The organism is Serratia sp. Z4, from assembly GCF_009900725.1.
Lineage (GTDB): Bacteria > Pseudomonadota > Gammaproteobacteria > Enterobacterales > Enterobacteriaceae > Serratia > Serratia nematodiphila.
The window spans coordinates 182259-202063 of sequence record NZ_JAAABD010000007.1; the positions used below are offsets into that span (position 1 = coordinate 182259).

A 19805-nucleotide genomic window follows, 5' to 3' on the forward strand; every position below is an offset into this window, starting at 1 on the left:
TCCCCCAAACACAAACTTTGCCGAACGTGTTATTCGTAATCGCTCATCGGCACGCAAGAGCAGAACAGGTTACGGTCGCCGTACACGTCGTCCAGACGCTTAACGCTCGGCCAGTACTTGTTCTCACGTACGCCGGCCACCGGGAACACCGCCAGCTCGCGGCTGTACGGGTGCTGCCAGTCGTTGACCAGCTCCGCCTGCACGTGCGGCGCATTCACCAGCGGGTTGTCTTCCAGCGGCCATTCGCCTTTGGCGACGCGGTCGATTTCGCTGCGGATCGCCAGCATCGCATCGATAAAGCGATCCAGCTCCACCTTGCTTTCCGACTCGGTCGGCTCGACCATCAGCGTGCCCGCCACCGGGAACGACATGGTCGGCGCGTGGAAGCCGAAGTCGATCAGGCGCTTGGCGATGTCCATTTCGCTGATGCCGGTCTCTTCCTTCAGCGGACGAATGTCGAGGATACATTCGTGCGCCACGCGGTGATCGCGGCCGGTATACAGAATCGGATACGCGTCTTTCAGACGGGTGGCGATGTAGTTGGCGTTCAGGATCGCCATCTGGCTGGCCTGCTTCAGGCCTTCCGCGCCCATCATGCGGATGTACATCCAACTGATAGGCAGGATGGAGGCGCTGCCGAACGGCGCCGCGGAGACCGCGCCCTGCTGGGTGGTTACGCCGTCGATCTGCACCACGCTGTGGCCCGGTACAAACGGCGCCAGGTGCGCTTTCACGCCGATAGGGCCCATGCCCGGGCCGCCGCCGCCGTGCGGGATGCAGAAGGTTTTATGCAGGTTGAGGTGCGAAACATCCGCGCCGATGTAGCCCGGCGTGGTGATGCCCACCTGGGCATTCATGTTGGCGCCGTCCAGATACACCTGACCGCCGAACTGGTGCACGATCTGGCACACTTCACGGATGGTTTCTTCATACACGCCGTGGGTCGACGGGTAGGTCACCATGATGCAAGAGAGTTCTTCGCCTGCCTGCTCCGCCTTGACGCGCAGATCGTGCAGATCGATGTTGCCGTTCTTGTCGCAGGCCACCACGACCACGCTCATGCCCGCCATCTGGGCGGAGGCCGGGTTGGTGCCATGCGCCGAGCTCGGGATCAGGCAGACGTGACGGCCCGCTTCGTTGCGGCTTTCGTGGTAGCGGCGGATCGCCAGCAGGCCGGCGTATTCGCCCTGCGCGCCGGAGTTCGGCTGCATGCACACCGCGTCATAGCCGGTCAGCTGCACCAGCCACTGAGACAGTTGGCCGATCATCTGTTGGTAACCGGCAGCCTGCTCCGGCGGGCAGAACGGGTGCAGTTCGGAGAATTCAGGCCAGGTGATCGGGATCATTTCCGCCGCGGCGTTCAATTTCATGGTGCAAGAGCCCAGCGGGATCATCGCCTGGTTCAGCGCCAGATCCTTACGCTCCAAGCGATGCATGTAACGCATCATCTCGGTTTCGCTGTGATAGCGGTTGAATACCGGGTGGGTCAGGATCGGATCCTGGCGCAGCATGGCGGCCGGGATCGATTGGCTGTTTTTGCTCACCGCCGCGTCTAACGCGTCGATGTCCAGACCGTGATTGTCGCCGGCCAGCAGTGCGAACAGCGTTTGCACGTCTTCACGCGAGGTGGCTTCATCCAGCGTGATGCCGACGGCGCCGTGAATGTCGGTACGCAGGTTGATACCGAAGCTCAGCGCGCGCTCCAGCACGGCGGCCTTGTCCTTCACTTCGACGGTCAGGGTGTCGAACCAGGTGTGGTGACGCAGCGTCAGGCCGGCCTTCTGCAGCCCGGCGGCCAAAATGTCGGTCAGGCGATGGATGCGCCCGGCGATGCGCTGCAGGCCTTGCGGGCCGTGATACACCGCATACAGGCTGGCGATGTTGGCCAGCAGCACCTGCGAGGTACAGATATTCGAGTTGGCCTTCTCGCGGCGGATATGTTGCTCGCGAGTCTGCATCGCCATGCGCAGCGCGGTGTTGCCGGCGGCATCGCGGGAAACGCCGATGATGCGGCCCGGCATCGAGCGCTTGAACTCGTCGCGGCAGGCGAAGAAGGCGGCGTGCGGGCCGCCGTAGCCCATCGGCACGCCGAAGCGTTGCGCGGAGCCGAACACCACGTCGGCGCCCTGCTTGCCCGGCGCGGTCAGCAGCACCAGAGCCATGATGTCGGCAGCCACGCTGGTGATGATTTTGCGCGATTTCAGTTCGGCCAGCAGCGCGCTGTAGTCGTGCAGTTCACCGGTGGTGCCCACCTGCTGCAGCAACACGCCGAACACGCCGTCCAGCTCCAGCACTTTTTCCGCTTTATCGACGATGACGTCGAAGCCGAAGGTTTCGGCGCGGGTGCGTACCACGTCCAGCGTCTGTGGATGTACGTCGTCAGCCACGAAGAAGCGGTTGGCGTCTTTCAGCTTGCTGGCGCGTTTGGCCAACGCCATCGCCTCGGCGGCGGCGGTGGCTTCATCCAGCAGCGATGCGGAGGCCAGATCCAGGCCGGTCAGATCGAGGGTCACAGTCTGGAAGTTCAGCAGCGCTTCCAGACGGCCCTGCGACACTTCCGGCTGATAAGGGGTGTAAGCGGTGTACCAGCCCGGGTTTTCCAGCATATTGCGCAGGATCACCGGCGGCGTCAGCACGGCGCTGTAGCCCATGCCGATGTAGGATTTGTAGCGCTGATTCTGCGAGGCGATCGCCTTCAGCTCAGCCAGCGCCTGATGTTCGGTCGCCGCGTCGCCAACCGGCGGCGGCCCCGGCAGCTGAATGTCCGCCGGCACGATCTGTTGGATCAGCGCGCTGAGCGAGCGAGCGCCCACCGCTGCCAGCAACTCCTGGCGTTGTTCCGCAGAAGAGCCGATGTGGCGTTCGATGAACGCTTCGCTGTGTTCGAGTTGGCTGAGTGTCTGAGTCATTGCTACAAATTCCTGAATGCTTGCGTGATACGGGATATAGCTTGAACGGTAACTAAAACGCCCCGGCCGAAAGGCCTGGGGCGTGGGCACGATTACTCGTCGATCGAGGCCTGATAAGCCGCGGCGTCCAGCAGGTTCGCCAGCTCGCCTTCGTCGGAGGCTTTAATCTGGAACAGGAAGCCGTCACCGTAAGGTTCGCTGTTCACCAGCTCCGGGGAGCTTTCCAGCTCGGCGTTCACCGCCACGATTTCACCGCTGATTGGCGCGTAGATGTCCGACGCCGCCTTGACGGATTCCGCCACGGCGCAGTCTTCACCGGCGGCGACTGTGCGGCCCACTTCCGGCAGATCGACAAACACCATATCGCCCAGCAGTTCCTGCGCGTGTTCGGTGATGCCTACGGTGTAAACGCCGTTACCTTCTGCGCGAACCCACTCGTGAGAGGATGCGTATTTCAATTCTGTTGGCACATTGCTCATCGCCGGTTACTCCTTCGAAGAAATAAAAGAATCAATCAATAAAAAATCAATTTGTCAGCGGCTTGCCGGCGCGAACGAAACCGGGCTTGGTCACTTTGACCGGCATCTCGCGGTTGCGGATCTGCACGATGGCCTGCTCGCCGATGCCCGCCGGCACGCGCGCCAGCGCGATGCTGAAGCCCAGCGTCGGGGAGAACGAACCGCTGGTGATCACGCCTTCGTGGGTTTGCCCCGCCGCGTCGGTGAAACGCACCGGCAGCTCATTACGTAATACGCCTTTTTCCGTCATGATCAAGCCGACCAGTTGCTCGGTGCCCTGCTCGCGCTGTTGTTCCAGCGCTTCGCGGCCGATGAAACGGCGATCTTCCGGCTGCCAGGCGATGGTCCAGCCCATATTGGCGGCCAGCGGCGAAACGCCTTCATCCATCTCTTGCCCGTAGAGGTTCATGCCCGCTTCCAGGCGCAGGGTGTCGCGCGCGCCCAGACCGGCCGGCTTGACGCCCGCGGCCAGCAATTTTTGCCAGAAATCCGCCGCCTGCTCTTTCGGCAGCGCGATCTCATAGCCGGCCTCGCCGGTGTAACCGGTGGTGGCGATGAACAGCTCGCCGGCCTGCACGCCGAAGAATGGCTTCATGCCTTCGACCGCGCTTTTTTGTTCCGGGGTGAACAGGGTGCCGGCGCGCTCTTTGGCCTGCGGGCCCTGCACCGCGATCAGCGCCAGATCGTCGCGCACCGTCAGCGCGACGCCATACGGCGCGGCGTGCTCTTCGATCCAGGCCAGGTCTTTGTCGCGGGTGGCGGAGTTCACCACCAGGCGGAAATAGTCTTCAGTGAGGAAATAAACGATCAGGTCGTCGATCACGCCGCCGGAAGCATTCAGCATGCCGGTGTACAGCGCTTTGCCGGGTTGGGTCAGTTTGGCGACGTCGTTCGCCAGCAGGTAGCGCAGGAACTCGCGGGTGCGAGCGCCGTGCAGATCCACGATGGTCATGTGAGACACGTCGAACATGCCGGCATCCTGACGCACCGCGTGGTGCTCATCGAGCTGCGAGCCGTAGTGCAGCGGCATCATCCAGCCGTGAAAGTCTACCATGCGCGCACCGCACGCCACGTGCTGGTCGTACAGTGGGGTTTGCTTTGCCATCTTTTCCCTCTTTCCACTCGTCGCTAGAAGTTAGGGTGCTGCCACGCAATGCGGCGGAGCCTGGCTCGCGGCCCGATCGCCATGGCGCACTGACTGCTCAACACAAATGCTGCGCCGGGACGGGCGAAAACTGCGTGCAACCGCCGTGACGCAAACGATACCTTTCCCCCGAACTTATCACCGAACGACCACATTAACCATAAGTTAAAATAGGCTCATCGCCGTTCCGGGGCGGTAAAATGCCGGGCTAGTGTGCAGAGTTTTTCACTGGAAAAATGCGCCTTAAGGCACAAAATTAACAATTAAAGCGGCAAAATGCCGAACTTATATAACAAACCTATGGCCGCACATGGGATCCGGACTTTTGATAACCGAACATGGAATTAGAAAAAGTAATGATAAAAAGCGGCTGAAATTAGATTATTTCAAATGAAGGGTTATATAAGGAAACGCGATGGCATAAAGCGAGAAGCGCGAGCCCGCTGCGGGCTCGCAGAAGGCAGGTGTCAGGCAAGCCACTCGGGCAGATCGTTCAGGCCCATCGCCTGACGCACCAGCTTAGGCTTGACGCCAGGCAGGCTGTCCGCCAGCCGCAGCCCCACGTCGCGCAGCAGCTTTTTGGCCGGGTGGTTGCCGTCGAACAGTTCGCGGAAACCCTGCATGCTGGCCAACATCACCGCCGCGCCGTGTTTGCGGCGGCGCTCATAGCGGCGCAGATAGAGGTGCTGGCCAATATCCTTGCCCTGCCGCTGCAGGCGGCGCAGTTCGGAAATCAGCTCGGCGGCGTCCATAAAGCCCAGGTTCACGCCCTGTCCGGCCAGCGGATGCACGGTATGCGCCGCATCGCCCACCAGCGCCAGGCGGTGCGCCGCGAAGCTGCGCGCATAGCGGCCGGTCAGCGGGAACGCCAGCCGTTCGCTTTCCAGGCTGCAGGCGCCCAGACGCATATCGAAGGCCATCGCCAGTTCGCGGTTGAATTGTTCCGGCTCCAGCTGCTTGAGACGCTCAGCGTCTTCCGGCGCGACCGACCAGACGATGGAGCTCAAATGCGGATCGCTGAACGGCAGGAACGCCAGAATGCCGTCGCCGTGGAAAATTTGCCGCGCCGTAGCCTGATGCGGCTCTTCGGTGCGGATGGTGGCCACCAACGCGTGGTGGCGATAGTCCCAGAAGGTCAGCGGGATATCGGCATGCTGGCGCAGCCACGACTGGGCGCCGTCGGCGCCAATCACCAACCGGGCGGTCAGCATACGGCCGTCCTCCAGCGTGATGAAGGCGTCATTCTCGCCCCACGCCACCTGCTTGAGCGCGGCCGGGGTAATCAGCGTGATGTCCGACAGGCTTTCGGCGCGCTTCCACAGCGCCTGCTGGATCACCGAATTTTCGATGATGTGGCCGAGATGGCTGAAACCGCACTCGTCGCCGCGGAAGGCGATTTTGCCGAAGCTGTCGCGATCCCACACTTCCATCGCGTTGTAGGCGCTGGCGCGCTGCTGGAGGATGTCGTCCCACACGCCGATATGCTGCAGCAAACGCTCGCTGGCGGCATTGATGGCGGAAACGCGCAGCGCAGGCTGCTCCGACGGCGGCGCCATATCCGGCTGGCGCTGCTCCAGCACCGCCACGCGCAGCCCGCTGCCCTGCAGGCCGCAGGCCAACGCCAGCCCCACCATACCGCCACCGGCGATAATCACGTCAAATGATTGCATGCTGCTCGATTTCCTTAAATAACGCGCGACGCCTTGCCACGCCGCGTTTTTGGGCGCGCCACAGGGCGCCCGATTCTATGTCTAACGTTCCACCCAGCCCAATGTGCGCTTGGCGAAGGCGTCGCGCACCGCCGGCAAACGCGCCATCGCCATCAGCCCCAGATTGCGGCCGACCACCAGCGGGGCATAACGGTTGGCGAACAGGCGAATCAATCCGTCGGTCACGCCGATCGTCGCCTGCTGATCGTTTTGTCGCCGCTGCTGATAGCGGCTCAGCAGCGCATAACCGCCGGCGTCTTCGCCGCTGTTCATCGCTTCCGCCAGCGTTTCCGCCAGCGACATCACATCGCGCAGACCAAGGTTGAACCCCTGCCCGGCGATCGGATGCAGCGTCTGCGCCGCGTTGCCCACCAGCGCCAGCCGGTGGCTGACATGACGATCGGCGGTTAGCAGGCCAAGTGGATAACTGTGCCGCTTACCGGCCTTGAGGATGCGCCCCAGCCGCCAGCCGAAGGCCTGTTGCAGCTCGGCGATAAAACGCGCGTCGTCCCAGGCATCCACCCGGGCGCGATCTTCGCGCGCATGGCACCACACCAGCGAACTGCGCCCCTGTGACATCGGCAACAGCGCCAGCGGCCCATAACGGGTAAAGCGCTCGAAAGCTCGCCCCTGCGGATCTTCCGCCGTGGTGACGTTGGCGATGGTGGCGAACTGCGGATAGTCCTCCTGCCGCCACTGCACGTTGCAGGCCTGCGCCAGCGCCGAACGCGAGCCGTCGGCCGCCACCAGCAGCTGCCCGCGCAGACGCTGGCCGTTGTCCAGCAGCACTTCCGCCCGCTCCGCGGTGCGAATCACGTCCACCACCCGCGCGGGGCAGTGCAGCGTGACGCCCGGCGCCTTCGCCAGCAGCGCGAACAGCCGCTGCCCGGCGTCGTGCAGTTCGATCACCTGGCCGAGCGCATCGACCTGATAATCCTGCGCCTGCAGATTAACGAAACCGGCGTGACCGCGATCGCTGACGTGCACCTGAGTGATCGGCGTGGCGCAGTCGCGCAGCGCCGGCCAAACGCCGATGCGCGCCAGCTGTTGGCAGGTGCCCTGCGCCAAAGCGATGGCGCGAGCGTCAAAGCCCGGGTGGCTGCGGTCGTCCGGCCGGGTCGCCTCGACCAAATCCACCGCCATTCTTCCCTGAGTAAGCGACGAAATGGCCAGCGCCAACGTCGCGCCCGCCATCCCGCCGCCAACGATAATAACGCTCATGCTACGACCTTGCCGCCGCCATCAAGGCCTCGATGGCATCGGCGTCTTTCACCACGGTGGCGGTCAGGTTTTCATTGCCGTCGGCGGTGATCACGATGTCGTCCTCGATGCGGATGCCGATGCCGCGGTATTCCTCCGGCACGTCCGCATCCGGCGCGATATACAGCCCCGGCTCCACGGTCAGCACCATGCCCGGCTCCAGCAGCCGATCGCGGCTCGGCGTGCCGTAGTGGCCAACGTCGTGCACGTCGAGACCCAACCAGTGGCTCAACCCGTGCATAAAGAACTGACGGTGAGCCTGCTCGGCGATCAATTGATCGACTTCACCTTTCAATACGCCCAGCTCCACCAGCCCGACCACCATGATGCGCACCACTTCGTCGTTGACTTCGCGGATGCTGGTGCCGGGCTTAAACAGCTCCAGCGCACGCTGCAGCGACGCCAGCACGATATCGTACACCGCGCGCTGCGGCCGGCTGAACTTGCCGTTGACCGGGAAGGTGCGGGTGATGTCGCCGGCATACCCCTGGAACTCGCAGCCCGCGTCGATCAGCACCAGATCGCCGTCGCGCATCTGGCTCTCGTTCTCGGTGTAGTGCAGGATGCAGCCGTTTTCGCCGCTGCCGACAATGGTGTTGTAAGACGGGTAGCGAGCGCCGAGGCGGGTGAACTCATGATGAATTTCCGCTTCCAGCTGATATTCGAACATGCCCGGGCGGCATTTTTCCATCGCGCGGGTATGCGCCAACGCGCTGATCTCACCGGCGCGGCGCATCACCGCCAGCTCTTCCGGCGATTTGAACAGGCGCATGTCGTGCAGCCACGGCCGCCAGTCGGTCACGGTGGCAGGCGCCTGCAGATTCTGGCGGAACCCCTTGCGCAGCTTGTCCAACGCGCCGAACAGGATCTGATCGGCATAGGCGTATTCGCCCTGCGCGTGGTAGACCGCATCCAGGCCGTTGAGCAGCAGGTGCAGTTGGTCATTGATTTCATCGAACGGTAGCGCGCGATCCACGCCCAGCTTTGCCGGTGCGGCGTCTTGCCCCAGGCGGCGGCCAAACCAGATTTCCGCCGTCAAATCGCGCACCCGGTTGAACAACACGCTGTGGTTGTGCGTTTCATCGCTTTTAATCAGCACCAGCACCGCTTCCGGCTCATTGAAGCCGGTCAGGTACCAAAAATCGCTGTTCTGCCGGTAGGGATAGTCTGAATCTGCACTGCGCGTCGTTTCCGGCGCAGAGAAAATAACCGCCGCGCTGGCCGGCGCCATTTTCGCCAACAGCGCCTGGCGGCGGTTGTTGAATTCCTGCTGAGTCATTACCTTCTCCTGAAATCATGCCATCCGCACCGCCGGCGGAGGGGCGATAGAACGTTTAGTGCAGCGTCGGTTTGATATTTTCCGGCGCCGTCGGTTTGTGACGGGTGAATTCGCCGTGGCACATGATGGCGGCGACCCGCACATACTCCGCCACTTCTTCCAACGACTGTTCCAATTCTTCCTGATCTTCGTCTTCGTCGTAGCCCAGTTGTGCGATGTTGCGCAGATCGTCGATCGCTTCACCGACTTCGTCTTTCACCTGAGCCAGCTTCGGCTGCATCATGCCCAGACCGAGCAGGAAGTGGTTGACCCAACCGGCCAGCGCGTCGGCGCGATCGAACACGCTGACGATCTCCCCTTCAGGCAGCATCAGTTGGAACAGGAATTCGTCATCTTCCAGCGTGTCACGCGTCGCTTCATACAGCTGCTGCAACGGTTGGCTGAGCGCCTGTGGGAAGGCGACGCCTTCGTTGGTCAGATCGTGCACCAGCGCCTGCCAGCCGGCGTCACGGCTGCCGCCACACAGCAGGCCGCTGATCAGGCCGTGCATTTCTGCCGCGGTCAACGCCACCGACTGCTGGTTGAGGGCCACGGTTAAAGATTGGTAACTTGGAAATGTATTCTGTATAGACATGCGCATTCGTCATCGTTGGCAGGATAAGTTCGTGTTATGCTACCACCAAGGTCCGTCGCTATACCAGATAAGCGCGACACCTCAGTGGCTAGTTATAATCGCGATGTGGCAGGTTTCACACTGCGCCGGCGGGTGACGAAAGTGCGGTAAATACGCATTTTGAAACCCTTTTTTGACTGGCAATGTGCGCCACAGTAGATTACAACCAGGTACTGAAAAAGGGGTTGTATCTTGGTACCGAGGTATATATAGTGGCGCCCGCTTTGACGGCCCGGCCAGGGCGGACAAGGCTGGCGCGAAATTTAGGCAGGAAGGTGGCATGTCTGCACAACCGGTAGATATTCAAATTTTTGGCCGCTCGTTAAGAGTCAATTGCCCGCCAGAACAACAAGATGCGTTGAATATGGCGGCGGACGATCTTAACCAACGGTTGCAAGATCTTAAAGTTCGCACTAGAGTCTCCAATACTGAGCAACTGGTTTTCATCGCGGCATTGAACGTCTGTCACGAACTTGCTCAAGAACGGTTGAAAACCCGTGACTACGCGTCCAATATGGAACAACGCATACGGATGCTGCAGCAGACCATTGAACAAGCGCTGCTTGAACAAGGTCGCATCTCTGAACGTCAGGATGCACAATTCGAATAACTTAAGTTGTTGAAATCAAAGTTTCGGCAACGAGTACAAAATTTCTCTGAGATGTTCGCCAGCGGGCCAGTCCCCTGAGCCGATATTTAGTACAAACAGAATGTGTTGCTCCGCGATCGGTGAGCACGCTCGGTGCGCCGAGAAGCCTTAAGATTGCGACGGCACGTTCACCTTGAACCATGGGTTCAAGGGTTACAGCCTGCGACGGCATCTCGGAGATTCCCCTTCTCAGCGGTTTATGTGTGCTGAACACCACACAGAGCAAGCCTGATACGATGCCTTTTCAACCCCAATTCGCGCAGCAGCGCCAAACCATTCGTCAACTCATTCGCCAACGTCGGCGCGAGCTTACGCCGGGCCAGCAACGCTTTGCCGCAGAAAAGATAGCCGAACGCCTCGTCACGCATGAACGCATTCAGACGGCGCACAGCATCGCGGTGTTTTTGTCGTTTGACGGCGAACTCGATACCGGGCCGCTGATCGAACGGCTGTGGACGCTCGGCAAACGGGTTTACCTGCCGGTGCTGCATCCGTTCAGCCCGGGCCACCTGCTGTTCCTGCGCTATGCGCCGGAAACGCCGCTGGTGCGCAATCGCTTCAATATTCTCGAACCGCGCCTCGATGTGCGCAAGGTGTTGCCGCTGGGTGAACTGGAGGTGGTGCTGACACCGCTGGTGGCGTTCGATCATACCGGGCAGCGTCTGGGCATGGGCGGCGGCTTTTACGATCGCACCCTGCAAAACTGGCGCAGCGGCGGCCCCTATCCCATCGGCCTGGCCCATGATTGCCAGCAGGTGGAGCATCTGCCGACCGAACACTGGGATATCCCGCTGCCGGAAATCCTCACCCCGCTCTGCAGCTGGGCGTGGCACGAGCCAAAATAGCAAAAGGCCGGATCGCTCCGGCCTTTTTCGTTGCGGCATGCCGCCGAATCAGAACAGCAGGCGGGCGCGGATGGTGCCGTCGATGGCCTTCATGCGCTGCAGCGCGGCGTCGGCGCGCGCGGTTTCCGCTTCGATGTCGATCACCACATAGCCGATTTCCGGCCCGGTTTGCAGATACTGTGCGGCGATGTTAACCCCCTCTTCGGCAAAGATCTGGTTAATCTGCGTCAGCACGCCCGGACGGTTTTCGTGGATGTGCAGCAGGCGGCTGGCGTTCGGGCCATGCGCCGGCAGCGACACTTCCGGGAAGTTGACGGCGGACAGAGTCGATCCGTTGTCGGAGTATTTCGCCAGCTTGCCGGCCACTTCGTCGCCGATGTTCTCCTGCGCTTCCTGAGTGGAACCGCCGATGTGCGGCGTCAGCAGCACGTTGTCGAACTCACACAGCGGCGAGTTGAACGGATCGCTGTTGGTCGCCGGCTCTTCCGGGAAGACGTCGATCGCCGCGCCCGCCAGGTGATTGCTGGCCAGCGCGTCGCACAGCGCGGGAATATCCACCACGGTGCCGCGCGAGGCGTTGATCAGAATGGCGCCCGGTTTCATCAGCGCCAGTTCTTCCGCCCCCATCATATTTTTGGTCGATGGCGTTTCCGGCACGTGCAGCGTCACCACGTCGCTCATATTGAGCAGATCGGACAGATGGCGCACCTGCTGCGCATTGCCCAGCGGCAGCTTGTTCTCGATGTCGTAGAAGAACACCTTCATGCCCAGCCCTTCGGCCAGAATGCCCAGTTGGGTGCCGATATGGCCGTAGCCGATGATGCCCAGCTTTTTGCCGCGCGCCTCATAGGAGCCCACGGCCAGTTTGTGCCACACGCCGCGGTGCGCCTTGGCGTTGGCGGCCGGAATGCCGCGCAGCATCAACAGCAGCTCGCCCAGCACCATTTCGGCCACGGATCGGGTATTGGAGAAGGGGGCGTTGAAGACCGGAATACCGCGTTTGGTCGCCGCTTTCAGATCAACCTGATTGGTGCCGATGCAGAAGCAGCCCACCGCCACCAGTTTTTCTGCGGCGGCGAACACCTCTTCAGTCAGATGCGTACGCGATCGGATGCCGACGAAGTGTGCATCGCGGATGGATGCCTTCAAAGATTCGGTGTCTAACGCACCCTTGTGGTATTCGATGTTGGTATAACCGGCGGCACGCAAATTATCGACCGTGCTCTGATGAACCCCTTCCACCAACAGGAATTTAATCCTGTCTTTCTCCAATGATACTTTTGCCATTTACCCGACCCTATGTTCAGACTTCAGAAGCGGCTGTGACGACACAGCTCCCATCCAACATAACAAAAATAACGCGGGCGGCAATACAAACGATTGCCTGCCCGGCAGGACAAGGCGCAGCGTTGATGGCGGTTTACGGCAGAAAATGCCATAGGGAAAGTTTTCGGCAGAAGCTTTGGGGAGTCAGTTTTCACAATGTGACATAAGTCACCAAATTTGCCGTTTTTCAGAAAAGATATTTTAACCGAAGAATTATGCGGCCCGGCACCGCCGGGCCACAGACGGCAGAAGCTTATTTGACCACTTTCACGCCTTCCGGGGTGCCGACCAGCGCCACGTCCGCGCCACGGTTGGCGAACAGCCCCACGGTCACCACGCCGGCGATGCCGTTGATCTTGTTCTCCAGCGCCACGGCGTCGGTAATGCTCAGGTTATGCACATCGAGGATCACGTTGCCGTTGTCGGTCACCACGTTCTGGCGATACTCCGGCAGGCCGCCGAGTTTCACCAGCTCACGCGCCACGTAAGAGCGAGCCATCGGGATCACTTCCACCGGCAGCGGGAACTTGCCCAGCACGTCCACCTGCTTGCTGGCGTCGACGATGCAGATAAACTTCTTGGCAATGGCGGCAATGATCTTCTCGCGCGTCAGCGCCGCGCCGCCGCCCTTGATCATCTGCATATGGCCGTTGATTTCGTCCGCGCCGTCCACGTAAATATCGAGCGAGTCCACTTCGTTGCTGTCGAACACGTGGATGCCGAGGCTTTTCAGCTTGGCGGTGGAGGCATCGGAGCTGGACACCGCGCCTTCGATCTGGTGCTTGATGGAACCCAGCGCGTCAATAAAGTGGGCGGCGGTAGAGCCGGTGCCGACCCCGACGATGGTGCCCGGCGTCACGTATTCCAGCGCCGCCCAGCCCACCGCTTTTTTCAGTTCATCCTGCGTCATAATATGTCCCTTGCCTCTGTACGAAAACGTGTGCGTATTATAGGGTAAAACGCTGTTTTTCACGCCGGCAGGATCACACTTATTTACCGCAGCCCGCATTTTTACCCGCCTGGCGGCGAGCTGGGAGCGTAATTTTTCCACCTGCGCCATGCGTAAAATGTGGCATAGTGCCGGTATCATTCTAATTTAAGGGATATCTTTCCGATGAAACGCCCAGACTATCGTACGCTGCAAGCGCTGGACGCGGTGATCCGTGAGCGCGGCTTCGAGCGCGCCGCGCAAAAACTCTGTATCACGCAATCGGCGGTATCCCAACGCATCAAACAGCTGGAAAACCTGTTCGGCCAACCGCTGCTGGTTCGTACCGTGCCGCCGCGCCCGACCGAACAGGGGCAAAAGCTGCTGGCGCTGCTGCATCAGGTGGAGCTGCTGGAAGAAGAGTGGCTGGGCAACGACACCGGCGTCGATACGCCGCTGCTGCTGTCGTTGGCGGTCAACGCCGACAGTCTGGCGACCTGGCTGCTGCCGGCGCTGAAGCCGGTGCTGGCGGACTCCCCGATTCGCCTGAATCTGCAGGTGGAAGATGAAACCCGCACCCAGGAGCGGCTGCGCCGCGGTGAAGTGGTGGGCGCGGTGAGTATTCAGCCGCAGCCGCTGCCGAGCTGCCTGGTGGATCGGCTGGGGGCGCTGGACTACCTGTTTGTGGCCTCCAGCGGCTTCGCCGAGCGCTATTTCCCGAACGGCGTCACCCGTTCCGCACTGCTGAAAGCGCCGGCGGTGGCCTTCGACCATCTCGACGACATGCACCAGGCATTCCTGCAGCAGAACTTCGATCTGTCGCCGGGCAGCGTGCCCTGCCACATCGTGAACTCATCGGAAGCCTTCGTGCAGCTGGCGCGTCAGGGCACCACCTGCTGTATGATCCCGCATCTGCAGATCGAAAAGGAGCTGGCATCCGGTGAACTGATCGATCTGACGCCGGGGCTGTACCAGCGCCGCATGCTGTACTGGCACCGCTTCGCGCCGGAGAGCCGCATGATGCGTAAAGTGACCGACGCGTTGCTGGAGCACGGGCATCAGGTATTGCGCCAGGATTAAAACGAAAAAAGGTTCGCCGCGGCGAACCTTTTCTTCAATACCACACCCTTACTGCGCGGCGTTACGCTGCAGCTCGAACACCACATCCACCTGATCGTCGAAGTGAATGCTTTGCTGTTCATAGGTTTGCGCCGCGTCGTTTTCCGCCGCCGCGCCGGCCGCCTTATACATCCGCGCCACCGGCATCGGCTGGTAGTTGGCGACCCGGTAGCGAATGCTGTACACCGGCCCCAGCTTGGCGTGGAAGCCTTTGGCCAGGGATTCGGCCTGCTGAGTCGCGTTCTCGATCGCTTTTTGCCGCGCCTGCTCGCGATACACGTCCGGCTTGGCGACGCCCAACTCCACCGCGCGGATCTCGTTCAGGCCGGATTTCAGCGCGCCGTCCAGCAGCTCGTTCAGTTTGTCCAACTGGCGCAGGGTGACCTGCACCTGGCGCACCGCCCGGTAGCCCTTCAGCACCGACTCGCCGGTTTTCAGGTAGTCGTATTCCGGCTGGGTGCGCAGGTTGGCGGCGCTGATGTCTTTCTTCTCGATGTTGTTTTTCTGCAGGAAATCAAAGTACTGCGCCACGCGCTCGTCTACCTGCTTCTTCGCCTGGGCGGCGTCTTTGGAGGAAACGCTTACCTCGATCGCCAGGGTGGCGATATCCGGCGTGGCGTCCACGCTGGCGGTGCCGGAGGTGACGACGTGCGGCCCTTCAGGCAATTCAGCCGCCTGCAGCGCCATCGGTAACGTCCCTAATCCGACCATTGCGGCCATAGCCAATGCTTTTAGCTTCACAGTGTCTCCTTAATGACAGGCTGTCTCTGATCGCCGGCTTTTCCCTGCGAGAACCGCCGGATTCCTGGCATCAAACGTAGCATATCGCACGGCGTTTTGAATTCGGATTAGTGACAAATTCTTATAAATTTGCCCCCTGCCAGGCCAGCTGCAGCGCGATGCCCCACATCACCAACCCGACCAGCGCATTGATGATGCGCTGCGCCCGCTGCGTATTCAGCCACGGCGCCAGCCAGGAGGCCAGCAGCGCCAGGCCGAAGAACCACACCGCCGACGCGCTGACCGCGCCAAGCGCGAACCAGGAACGCACGTCCGCCGTCAGCTGTCCGCCCAGGCTGCCGAGCACCACGAAAGTGTCCAGATAGACGTGCGGATTCAGCCAGGTGACCGCCAGCATGGTGACCACGATGCGCCAGCGGCTCTGCGCCAGCTCCTGCGCCGCGGCCTGCGCCGGTTGCGGGCTGAAGGCGGAACGGAACGCGCCCCAGCCGTACCAAAGCAGAAACGCCACACCGCCCCAGGTGACTAGCGCCAACAGCAGCGGCGAGCGGGTCAGCAACGCGCTGCCGCCGAAAATACCGGCGCAGATCAGCACGATATCGCTCAGTGCGCACAATGAGGCGATCATCAAATGGTACTGACGGCGAATGCCCTGATTCATCACGAATACGTTCTGCGGGCCCAGCGGCAGGATCATGGCGGCGCTCAGGGCAAAACCCTGCAGGAAGACGGCTAACATGGGAAATTCCTCGAATGATAAAAGGCGCCGGACGTGGGCGCGTATCGGTCAACACGCGCATCATACGAGGAAGCGATCATTAGGTGAAATTGATGTTTCTAATCCAGTATCAGAAGCACTAATACTCCAAGCGGCGGGATTGCGCCGTCAAATTCGCTCATCGACGCGAAATTCGCTATCATCCGCCCCCACCCTCCAGCCGGCCACCCGATGTCTACGATCACCGATACCTTTATCGCCCCGCCATGCCATGACCAGATAGAGATCCTCTATCTGGACGATCATCTGGCGCTGATCAATAAGCCGGCCGGGCTGCTCAGCCTCTCGGGCAAGAATCCGCAGAATCTCGATTCGGTACACCACCGGCTGGTACAGCTGTTCCCCGGCTGCGCCCTGGCGCACCGCCTGGATTTCGGCACGTCCGGTTTGATGGTGGTGGCCCGCAACAAGGCCGTCAACGCCGCGATCTGCCGGCAGTTCAGCGAACGCACCGTCAGCAAAGTGTACAGCGCGCTGCTCTGCGGCCATCTGGCGGATAACGAAGGGGTAATAGACGCGGCGATCGCCAAAGATCCGGCGCTGTTCCCGCTGATGTCGATTTGCGCCCTCCACGGCAAGCCCGCCCGCTCCCGCTATCGGGTCGTCGAGCGTTTTTATCGTGAAACGGAAGGCGGGATCTCGCTGCCGCTGACGCGGGTGCAGCTCACCCCGGAGACCGGACGCACCCACCAGCTGCGTATTCACAGCCGGCAATTGGGCCATCCTATTTTAGGTTGCGATCTGTATGGCGGGCGCCTGCTGCCGGGTACCGAACAGACGCCGCGGCTGATGCTGCACGCCAGCGAGCTGGACTTTGTGCACCCCATCAGCGGAGAGCGGATAGCCGCTCGTCACGCCGCGCCGTTCTGAACGCGGCTTACCACATCAAATCGTCAGGCACTTTAAAGTCGGCGTACGGATCGTCTTCATCCTGCTCTTCCTGACTCAGCGCACTGTGCAGCACTATGCTGGCCGCATCGCGCTGCGCGATTTTATCGGCGACGCTCGCGGGGATAATCGCGTATTCACACTCTTCGCGGCTCTCGACAACCAAGCGGGCAATGGCGAGGCGGCCATTGATCAGCTGCGTCTGGGTCGCTTTATCCACCAGGATTTTCTTGATCAGGTTACCGTCGGTGAAGTTGAAACCGATATCGCCTTTCGCCAGGACGATGCGGTTCATCTCGATCAGCTGCTTCACCTGCGCCTTGTATTCTTTGGACAGCGCGGCCTGCTTTTGCTGCTCGCTCAATTGCTTATCGCGCTCAAGCTGCGCCTTTTTATTCTCTTCCACCGCCTCTCTGGCCTCGCGCGCCTGAACGCGTGATTTTTTAGCCGTTCTCTGGACTTTGGCCATTTTCTTGCTGGTTACCAAGCCCGCTTTGAGCATCTGCTCTTGTAAGGTGAGTTTTGTCATGTTCGTGTCTGAAGCCGTGGGGTCATGGTGGGATTATACCCGTAATTTTTCAGGCTGCACCAGCTTGCCGGGCGGCTTGCAACGCAGGGCAACGGCGGCAACCCCACCTGAACCCCAGATCATGAATGTGGCTCATGTGGTAATGAAATTAAGTCTCTTTCACTCCCACCGGGACTCTGGCAAAAATAGACCTCATTAACGACAGACAATATGAAATCGGCTGAATGAAAAAATAGAAAAACAAGCCATTGAAATAAATGGATAAACCCAGCCTTCATATCATATAACAGGATGCTATAAGACGATGAATAGAGACTTTACCTTTACGATTAAGAGCAGTTCTTTCGATGAAGATTATAACCCTTCTGAAAATACGCGTATCACCACCAACTTCGCCAATTTGGCCAGAGGGGAAAACCGCCGGGAGAACCTGCGCAACACGCTGGTGATGATTAACAACCGCTTCAATTCGTTGGCGCATTGGGATAACCCCAAGGCCGATCGCTATGCGGTCGAGCTTGAAATCATTTCGGTTGAGATGCGCATTGAAGATCACAGCGCCAGCTTCCCGGTGATAGAAATCCTGAAAACCAACATCCTTGATAAAAAAACGCAAACGCGTATCGAGGGCATCGTCGGGAACAATTTCTCCTCTTACGTGCGCGATTACGACTTTAGCGTCTTGCTGCCGGCGCACAATAAAAACACGGCGGAATTTACCATTCCGGATGATTTCGGCGATTTGCACGGCAATATCTTTAAGCACTTCGTCAATTCAAACGAATACCATGAGAATTTCAGCAAACCGCCGGTGATCTGCCTCAGCGTGTCCAGCAAAGACACCTATCATCGGACGGGCAATCAACACCCGGTCTTGGGCGACGAGTATCGGCAAGACGGCGCTTCGCTAACCGACCGGTATTTTAAAAAAATGGGCCTGCAGGTGCGCTATTTCATGCCGAAAAATAGCGTCGCGCCCCTGGCGTTTTATTTCCCCGGGGATTTGCTGAGCGATTACACCGATCTGGAGCTGATTGGCACCATCAGCACGATGGAGACCTTCCAAAAAATCTATCGGCCTGAAATTTACAATGCCAACTCGGCGGCGGGGCAATGCTATCAGCCAAGCCTGAATAACCAGGATCATTCATTAACCAAGATTGTTTACGATCGCGAAGAGCGTAGCCAGTTGGCGATTGAGCAGGGGAAATTTACGGAAGAGCAATTTATCAAACCCTACAAGCCTATTCTTGAGCAATGGTCTGCCCACTACGCGCTTTGATTCACTTAAATACAGGTCACCTATCATGAAAATATTGCTCCCCACATCGACCGCCGGCAGCTTACCCAAACCGGTCTGGCTGGCCCAACCGGAAACCCTGTGGTCGCCCTGGAAATTGCAAAATGAAGAATTAATCGAAGGCAAGCAAGACGCCCTGCGTTTATCGCTGGCAGAGCAACAACAGGCCGGCATCGATATCGTCAGCGATGGCGAGCAAACCCGTCAGCACTTCGTCACTACGTTTATCGAACACCTCAGCGGCGTCGATTTCGAGAAACGCGAAGTGGTTAAAATCCGCAATCGCTACGAGGCGAGCGTGCCAACCGTGGTGGGGGCGGTCTCGCGTCAAAAGCCCGTTTTCGTTGAAGACGCCAAATTTTTACGCCAGCTGACCCAGCAGCCGATTAAATGGGCCCTGCCGGGGCCGATGACCATGATCGACACGCTCTATGACAACCACTATAAAAGCCGCGAGAAATTGGCCTGGGAGTTCGCCAAGATCCTCAATCAGGAAGCCAAAGAGCTTGAGGCCGCAGGCGTCGACATTATTCAGTTTGATGAGCCCGCATTTAATGTGTTCTTTGACGAGGTGAATGACTGGGGCATCGCCGCCCTGGAAAGAGCCGTTGAAGGGCTTAAGTGTGAAACCGCCGTACATATCTGCTATGGATACGGCATTAAGGCCAATACCGACTGGAAAAAGACGCTGGGCTCTGAGTGGCGGCAATATGAAGAGGCGTTTCCCAAGCTGCAAACGTCGACTATCGATATTATCTCGTTGGAGTGCCATAACTCGCACGTGCCGATGGATCTGCTTGAACTGATCCGCGGCAAAAAGGTGATGGTCGGCGCCATCGACGTGGCGAATCATGCCGTTGAGACGCCGGAAGAAGTGGCCGACACGCTGCGCAAAGCGCTGCAGTTTGTCGATGCCGACAAGCTCTATCCGTCGACCAACTGCGGCATGGCTCCCCTGCCTCGTCAGGTCGCCCGCGGCAAGCTGAATGCGTTAAGCGCAGGCGCCGAGATCGTGCGCCGAGAGCTGTTGGCCAAATAACCGCGCCAGCGCCCGCCGCAGTAGCCTCCTGCGGCGGGCGATTATCAATCGACTCCTTCTCCCCGCAACGCCCCCGCGCTGGTGTATACTCGGATTTCTACGCGATGCCAGCCACAGCGGCCTGAACGGCCCCTCAGCCAGCCCACACCAGCTTAATAACAGTGGAACCCT

The 19805-nt window shown here is 60.0% G+C and carries 18 protein-coding genes and 1 other RNA gene; 7 read left to right on the top strand and 12 right to left on the bottom strand.

The window, feature by feature from the left end:
• Window positions 1–29: 29 nt before the first annotated feature.
• The 7 genes from gcvP to GT753_RS21125 form a co-directional block, all read right to left on the bottom strand.
• Entirely contained in the window at window positions 30–2909 is a 2880-nt protein-coding gene (gcvP, locus tag GT753_RS21095) for an aminomethyl-transferring glycine dehydrogenase (protein ID WP_015378983.1), read from the bottom strand.
• 92 nt (window positions 2910–3001) lie between these two features.
• Window positions 3002–3388 (bottom strand): glycine cleavage system protein GcvH, encoded by a 387-nt coding sequence (gene gcvH, locus GT753_RS21100; protein WP_004931633.1) that lies wholly within the window; start codon window positions 3386–3388, stop codon window positions 3002–3004.
• 46 nt (window positions 3389–3434) lie between these two features.
• Window positions 3435–4532, bottom strand: coding sequence for a glycine cleavage system aminomethyltransferase GcvT (gene gcvT / locus GT753_RS21105; RefSeq protein WP_004931631.1), 1098 nt, complete (start codon window positions 4530–4532; stop codon window positions 3435–3437).
• A 506-nt stretch (window positions 4533–5038) separates the two neighbouring features.
• Window positions 5039–6241 (bottom strand): FAD-dependent 2-octaprenylphenol hydroxylase, encoded by a 1203-nt coding sequence (gene ubiI / locus GT753_RS21110; RefSeq protein WP_004931629.1) that lies wholly within the window; start codon window positions 6239–6241, stop codon window positions 5039–5041.
• A gap of 81 nt (window positions 6242–6322) precedes the next feature.
• Window positions 6323–7501 (bottom strand): 2-octaprenyl-6-methoxyphenyl hydroxylase, encoded by a 1179-nt coding sequence (ubiH, locus tag GT753_RS21115; RefSeq protein WP_088381904.1) that lies wholly within the window; start codon window positions 7499–7501, stop codon window positions 6323–6325.
• Between the two features lies 1 nt (window position 7502).
• Window positions 7503–8819, bottom strand: a complete 1317-nt coding sequence (gene pepP, locus GT753_RS21120; RefSeq protein ID WP_004931624.1) for a Xaa-Pro aminopeptidase — start codon at window positions 8817–8819, stop codon at window positions 7503–7505.
• 55 nt (window positions 8820–8874) lie between these two features.
• The gene (locus tag GT753_RS21125) at window positions 8875–9453 is read right to left on the bottom strand and encodes a YecA family protein (RefSeq protein WP_004931622.1); all 579 of its coding nucleotides are present in this window, start codon (window positions 9451–9453) and stop codon (window positions 8875–8877) included.
• Window positions 9454–9772: 319 nt separating this feature from the next.
• Between GT753_RS21125 and zapA the strand changes: the two genes are divergently transcribed.
• The 3 genes from zapA to GT753_RS21140 all read left to right on the top strand — a co-directional run bounded on the left by zapA (window position 9773) and on the right by GT753_RS21140 (window position 10986).
• Window positions 9773–10102: a cell division protein ZapA gene (gene zapA, locus GT753_RS21130; protein ID WP_004931621.1), complete on the top strand. Its 330-nt coding sequence runs from the start codon at window positions 9773–9775 to the stop codon at window positions 10100–10102.
• A gap of 40 nt (window positions 10103–10142) precedes the next feature.
• Window positions 10143–10325, top strand: a non-coding RNA gene (ssrS, locus tag GT753_RS21135) — 6S RNA.
• Window positions 10326–10377: 52 nt separating this feature from the next.
• Window positions 10378–10986, top strand: coding sequence for a 5-formyltetrahydrofolate cyclo-ligase (locus GT753_RS21140; protein WP_048324702.1), 609 nt, complete (start codon window positions 10378–10380; stop codon window positions 10984–10986).
• 48 nt (window positions 10987–11034) lie between these two features.
• Here the strand turns inward: GT753_RS21140 and serA are convergent, their stop codons facing one another.
• The gene (gene serA, locus GT753_RS21145) at window positions 11035–12273 is read right to left on the bottom strand and encodes a phosphoglycerate dehydrogenase (RefSeq protein WP_004931617.1); all 1239 of its coding nucleotides are present in this window, start codon (window positions 12271–12273) and stop codon (window positions 11035–11037) included.
• A gap of 292 nt (window positions 12274–12565) precedes the next feature.
• Window positions 12566–13222 (bottom strand): ribose-5-phosphate isomerase RpiA, encoded by a 657-nt coding sequence (gene rpiA, locus GT753_RS21150; RefSeq protein WP_004931614.1) that lies wholly within the window; start codon window positions 13220–13222, stop codon window positions 12566–12568.
• A gap of 204 nt (window positions 13223–13426) precedes the next feature.
• Between rpiA and GT753_RS21155 the strand changes: the two genes are divergently transcribed.
• Window positions 13427–14320, top strand: coding sequence for a LysR family transcriptional regulator ArgP (locus GT753_RS21155; RefSeq protein WP_004931613.1), 894 nt, complete (start codon window positions 13427–13429; stop codon window positions 14318–14320).
• A 48-nt stretch (window positions 14321–14368) separates the two neighbouring features.
• Here the strand turns inward: GT753_RS21155 and GT753_RS21160 are convergent, their stop codons facing one another.
• Complete coding sequence (locus GT753_RS21160; RefSeq protein ID WP_031300626.1) at window positions 14369–15100, bottom strand: oxidative stress defense protein; 732 nt, start codon at window positions 15098–15100, stop codon at window positions 14369–14371.
• A gap of 121 nt (window positions 15101–15221) precedes the next feature.
• On the bottom strand, window positions 15222–15839 hold the full coding sequence (gene argO, locus GT753_RS21165) for an arginine exporter ArgO (protein WP_004931603.1): 618 nt from the start codon (window positions 15837–15839) through the stop codon (window positions 15222–15224).
• Window positions 15840–16049: 210 nt separating this feature from the next.
• Between argO and GT753_RS21170 the strand changes: the two genes are divergently transcribed.
• Window positions 16050–16748 carry an RluA family pseudouridine synthase gene (locus GT753_RS21170; RefSeq protein ID WP_160125923.1) on the top strand — a complete coding sequence of 233 codons (699 nt, stop codon included), beginning with the start codon at window positions 16050–16052 and terminating at the stop codon, window positions 16746–16748.
• 7 nt (window positions 16749–16755) lie between these two features.
• Here the strand turns inward: GT753_RS21170 and GT753_RS21175 are convergent, their stop codons facing one another.
• Window positions 16756–17295 (bottom strand): DUF2058 domain-containing protein, encoded by a 540-nt coding sequence (locus GT753_RS21175; RefSeq protein WP_004931599.1) that lies wholly within the window; start codon window positions 17293–17295, stop codon window positions 16756–16758.
• A 304-nt stretch (window positions 17296–17599) separates the two neighbouring features.
• Here GT753_RS21175 and GT753_RS21180 point away from each other — a divergent pair, with 304 nt between their 5' ends.
• Together GT753_RS21180 and GT753_RS21185 are read left to right on the top strand one after the other, a co-directional pair.
• Entirely contained in the window at window positions 17600–18577 is a 978-nt protein-coding gene (locus GT753_RS21180) for a DUF1852 domain-containing protein (protein ID WP_033632135.1), read from the top strand.
• Window positions 18578–18602: 25 nt separating this feature from the next.
• Window positions 18603–19634 carry a methionine synthase gene (locus tag GT753_RS21185; RefSeq protein WP_015378990.1) on the top strand — a complete coding sequence of 344 codons (1032 nt, stop codon included), beginning with the start codon at window positions 18603–18605 and terminating at the stop codon, window positions 19632–19634.
• The last annotated feature ends 171 nt before the right edge of the window (window positions 19635–19805 follow it).

Bases quoted from the DNA above. Each gene is read 5' to 3' on its own strand.
- zapA (WP_004931621.1), top strand. From the start codon at position 9,773: ATGTCTGCACAACCGGTAGATATTCAAATTTTTGGCCGCTCGTTAAGA.
- ubiI (WP_004931629.1), bottom strand. From the start codon at position 6,241: ATGCAATCATTTGACGTGATTATCGCCGGTGGCGGTATGGTGGGGCTG.
- gcvP (WP_015378983.1), bottom strand. From the start codon at position 2,909: ATGACTCAGACACTCAGCCAACTCGAACACAGCGAAGCGTTCATCGAA.
- GT753_RS21155 (WP_004931613.1), top strand. From the start codon at position 13,427: ATGAAACGCCCAGACTATCGTACGCTGCAAGCGCTGGACGCGGTGATC.
- GT753_RS21185 (WP_015378990.1), top strand. From the start codon at position 18,603: ATGAAAATATTGCTCCCCACATCGACCGCCGGCAGCTTACCCAAACCG.
- GT753_RS21175 (WP_004931599.1), bottom strand. From the start codon at position 17,295: ATGACAAAACTCACCTTACAAGAGCAGATGCTCAAAGCGGGCTTGGTA.
- rpiA (WP_004931614.1), bottom strand. From the start codon at position 13,222: ATGACGCAGGATGAACTGAAAAAAGCGGTGGGCTGGGCGGCGCTGGAA.
- GT753_RS21170 (WP_160125923.1), top strand. From the start codon at position 16,050: ATGTCTACGATCACCGATACCTTTATCGCCCCGCCATGCCATGACCAG.
- GT753_RS21125 (WP_004931622.1), bottom strand. From the start codon at position 9,453: ATGTCTATACAGAATACATTTCCAAGTTACCAATCTTTAACCGTGGCC.
- pepP (WP_004931624.1), bottom strand. From the start codon at position 8,819: ATGACTCAGCAGGAATTCAACAACCGCCGCCAGGCGCTGTTGGCGAAA.
- gcvT (WP_004931631.1), bottom strand. From the start codon at position 4,532: ATGGCAAAGCAAACCCCACTGTACGACCAGCACGTGGCGTGCGGTGCG.
- argO (WP_004931603.1), bottom strand. From the start codon at position 15,839: ATGTTAGCCGTCTTCCTGCAGGGTTTTGCCCTGAGCGCCGCCATGATC.
- gcvH (WP_004931633.1), bottom strand. From the start codon at position 3,388: ATGAGCAATGTGCCAACAGAATTGAAATACGCATCCTCTCACGAGTGG.
- GT753_RS21180 (WP_033632135.1), top strand. From the start codon at position 17,600: ATGAATAGAGACTTTACCTTTACGATTAAGAGCAGTTCTTTCGATGAA.
- serA (WP_004931617.1), bottom strand. From the start codon at position 12,273: ATGGCAAAAGTATCATTGGAGAAAGACAGGATTAAATTCCTGTTGGTG.
- GT753_RS21140 (WP_048324702.1), top strand. From the start codon at position 10,378: ATGCCTTTTCAACCCCAATTCGCGCAGCAGCGCCAAACCATTCGTCAA.
- ubiH (WP_088381904.1), bottom strand. From the start codon at position 7,501: ATGAGCGTTATTATCGTTGGCGGCGGGATGGCGGGCGCGACGTTGGCG.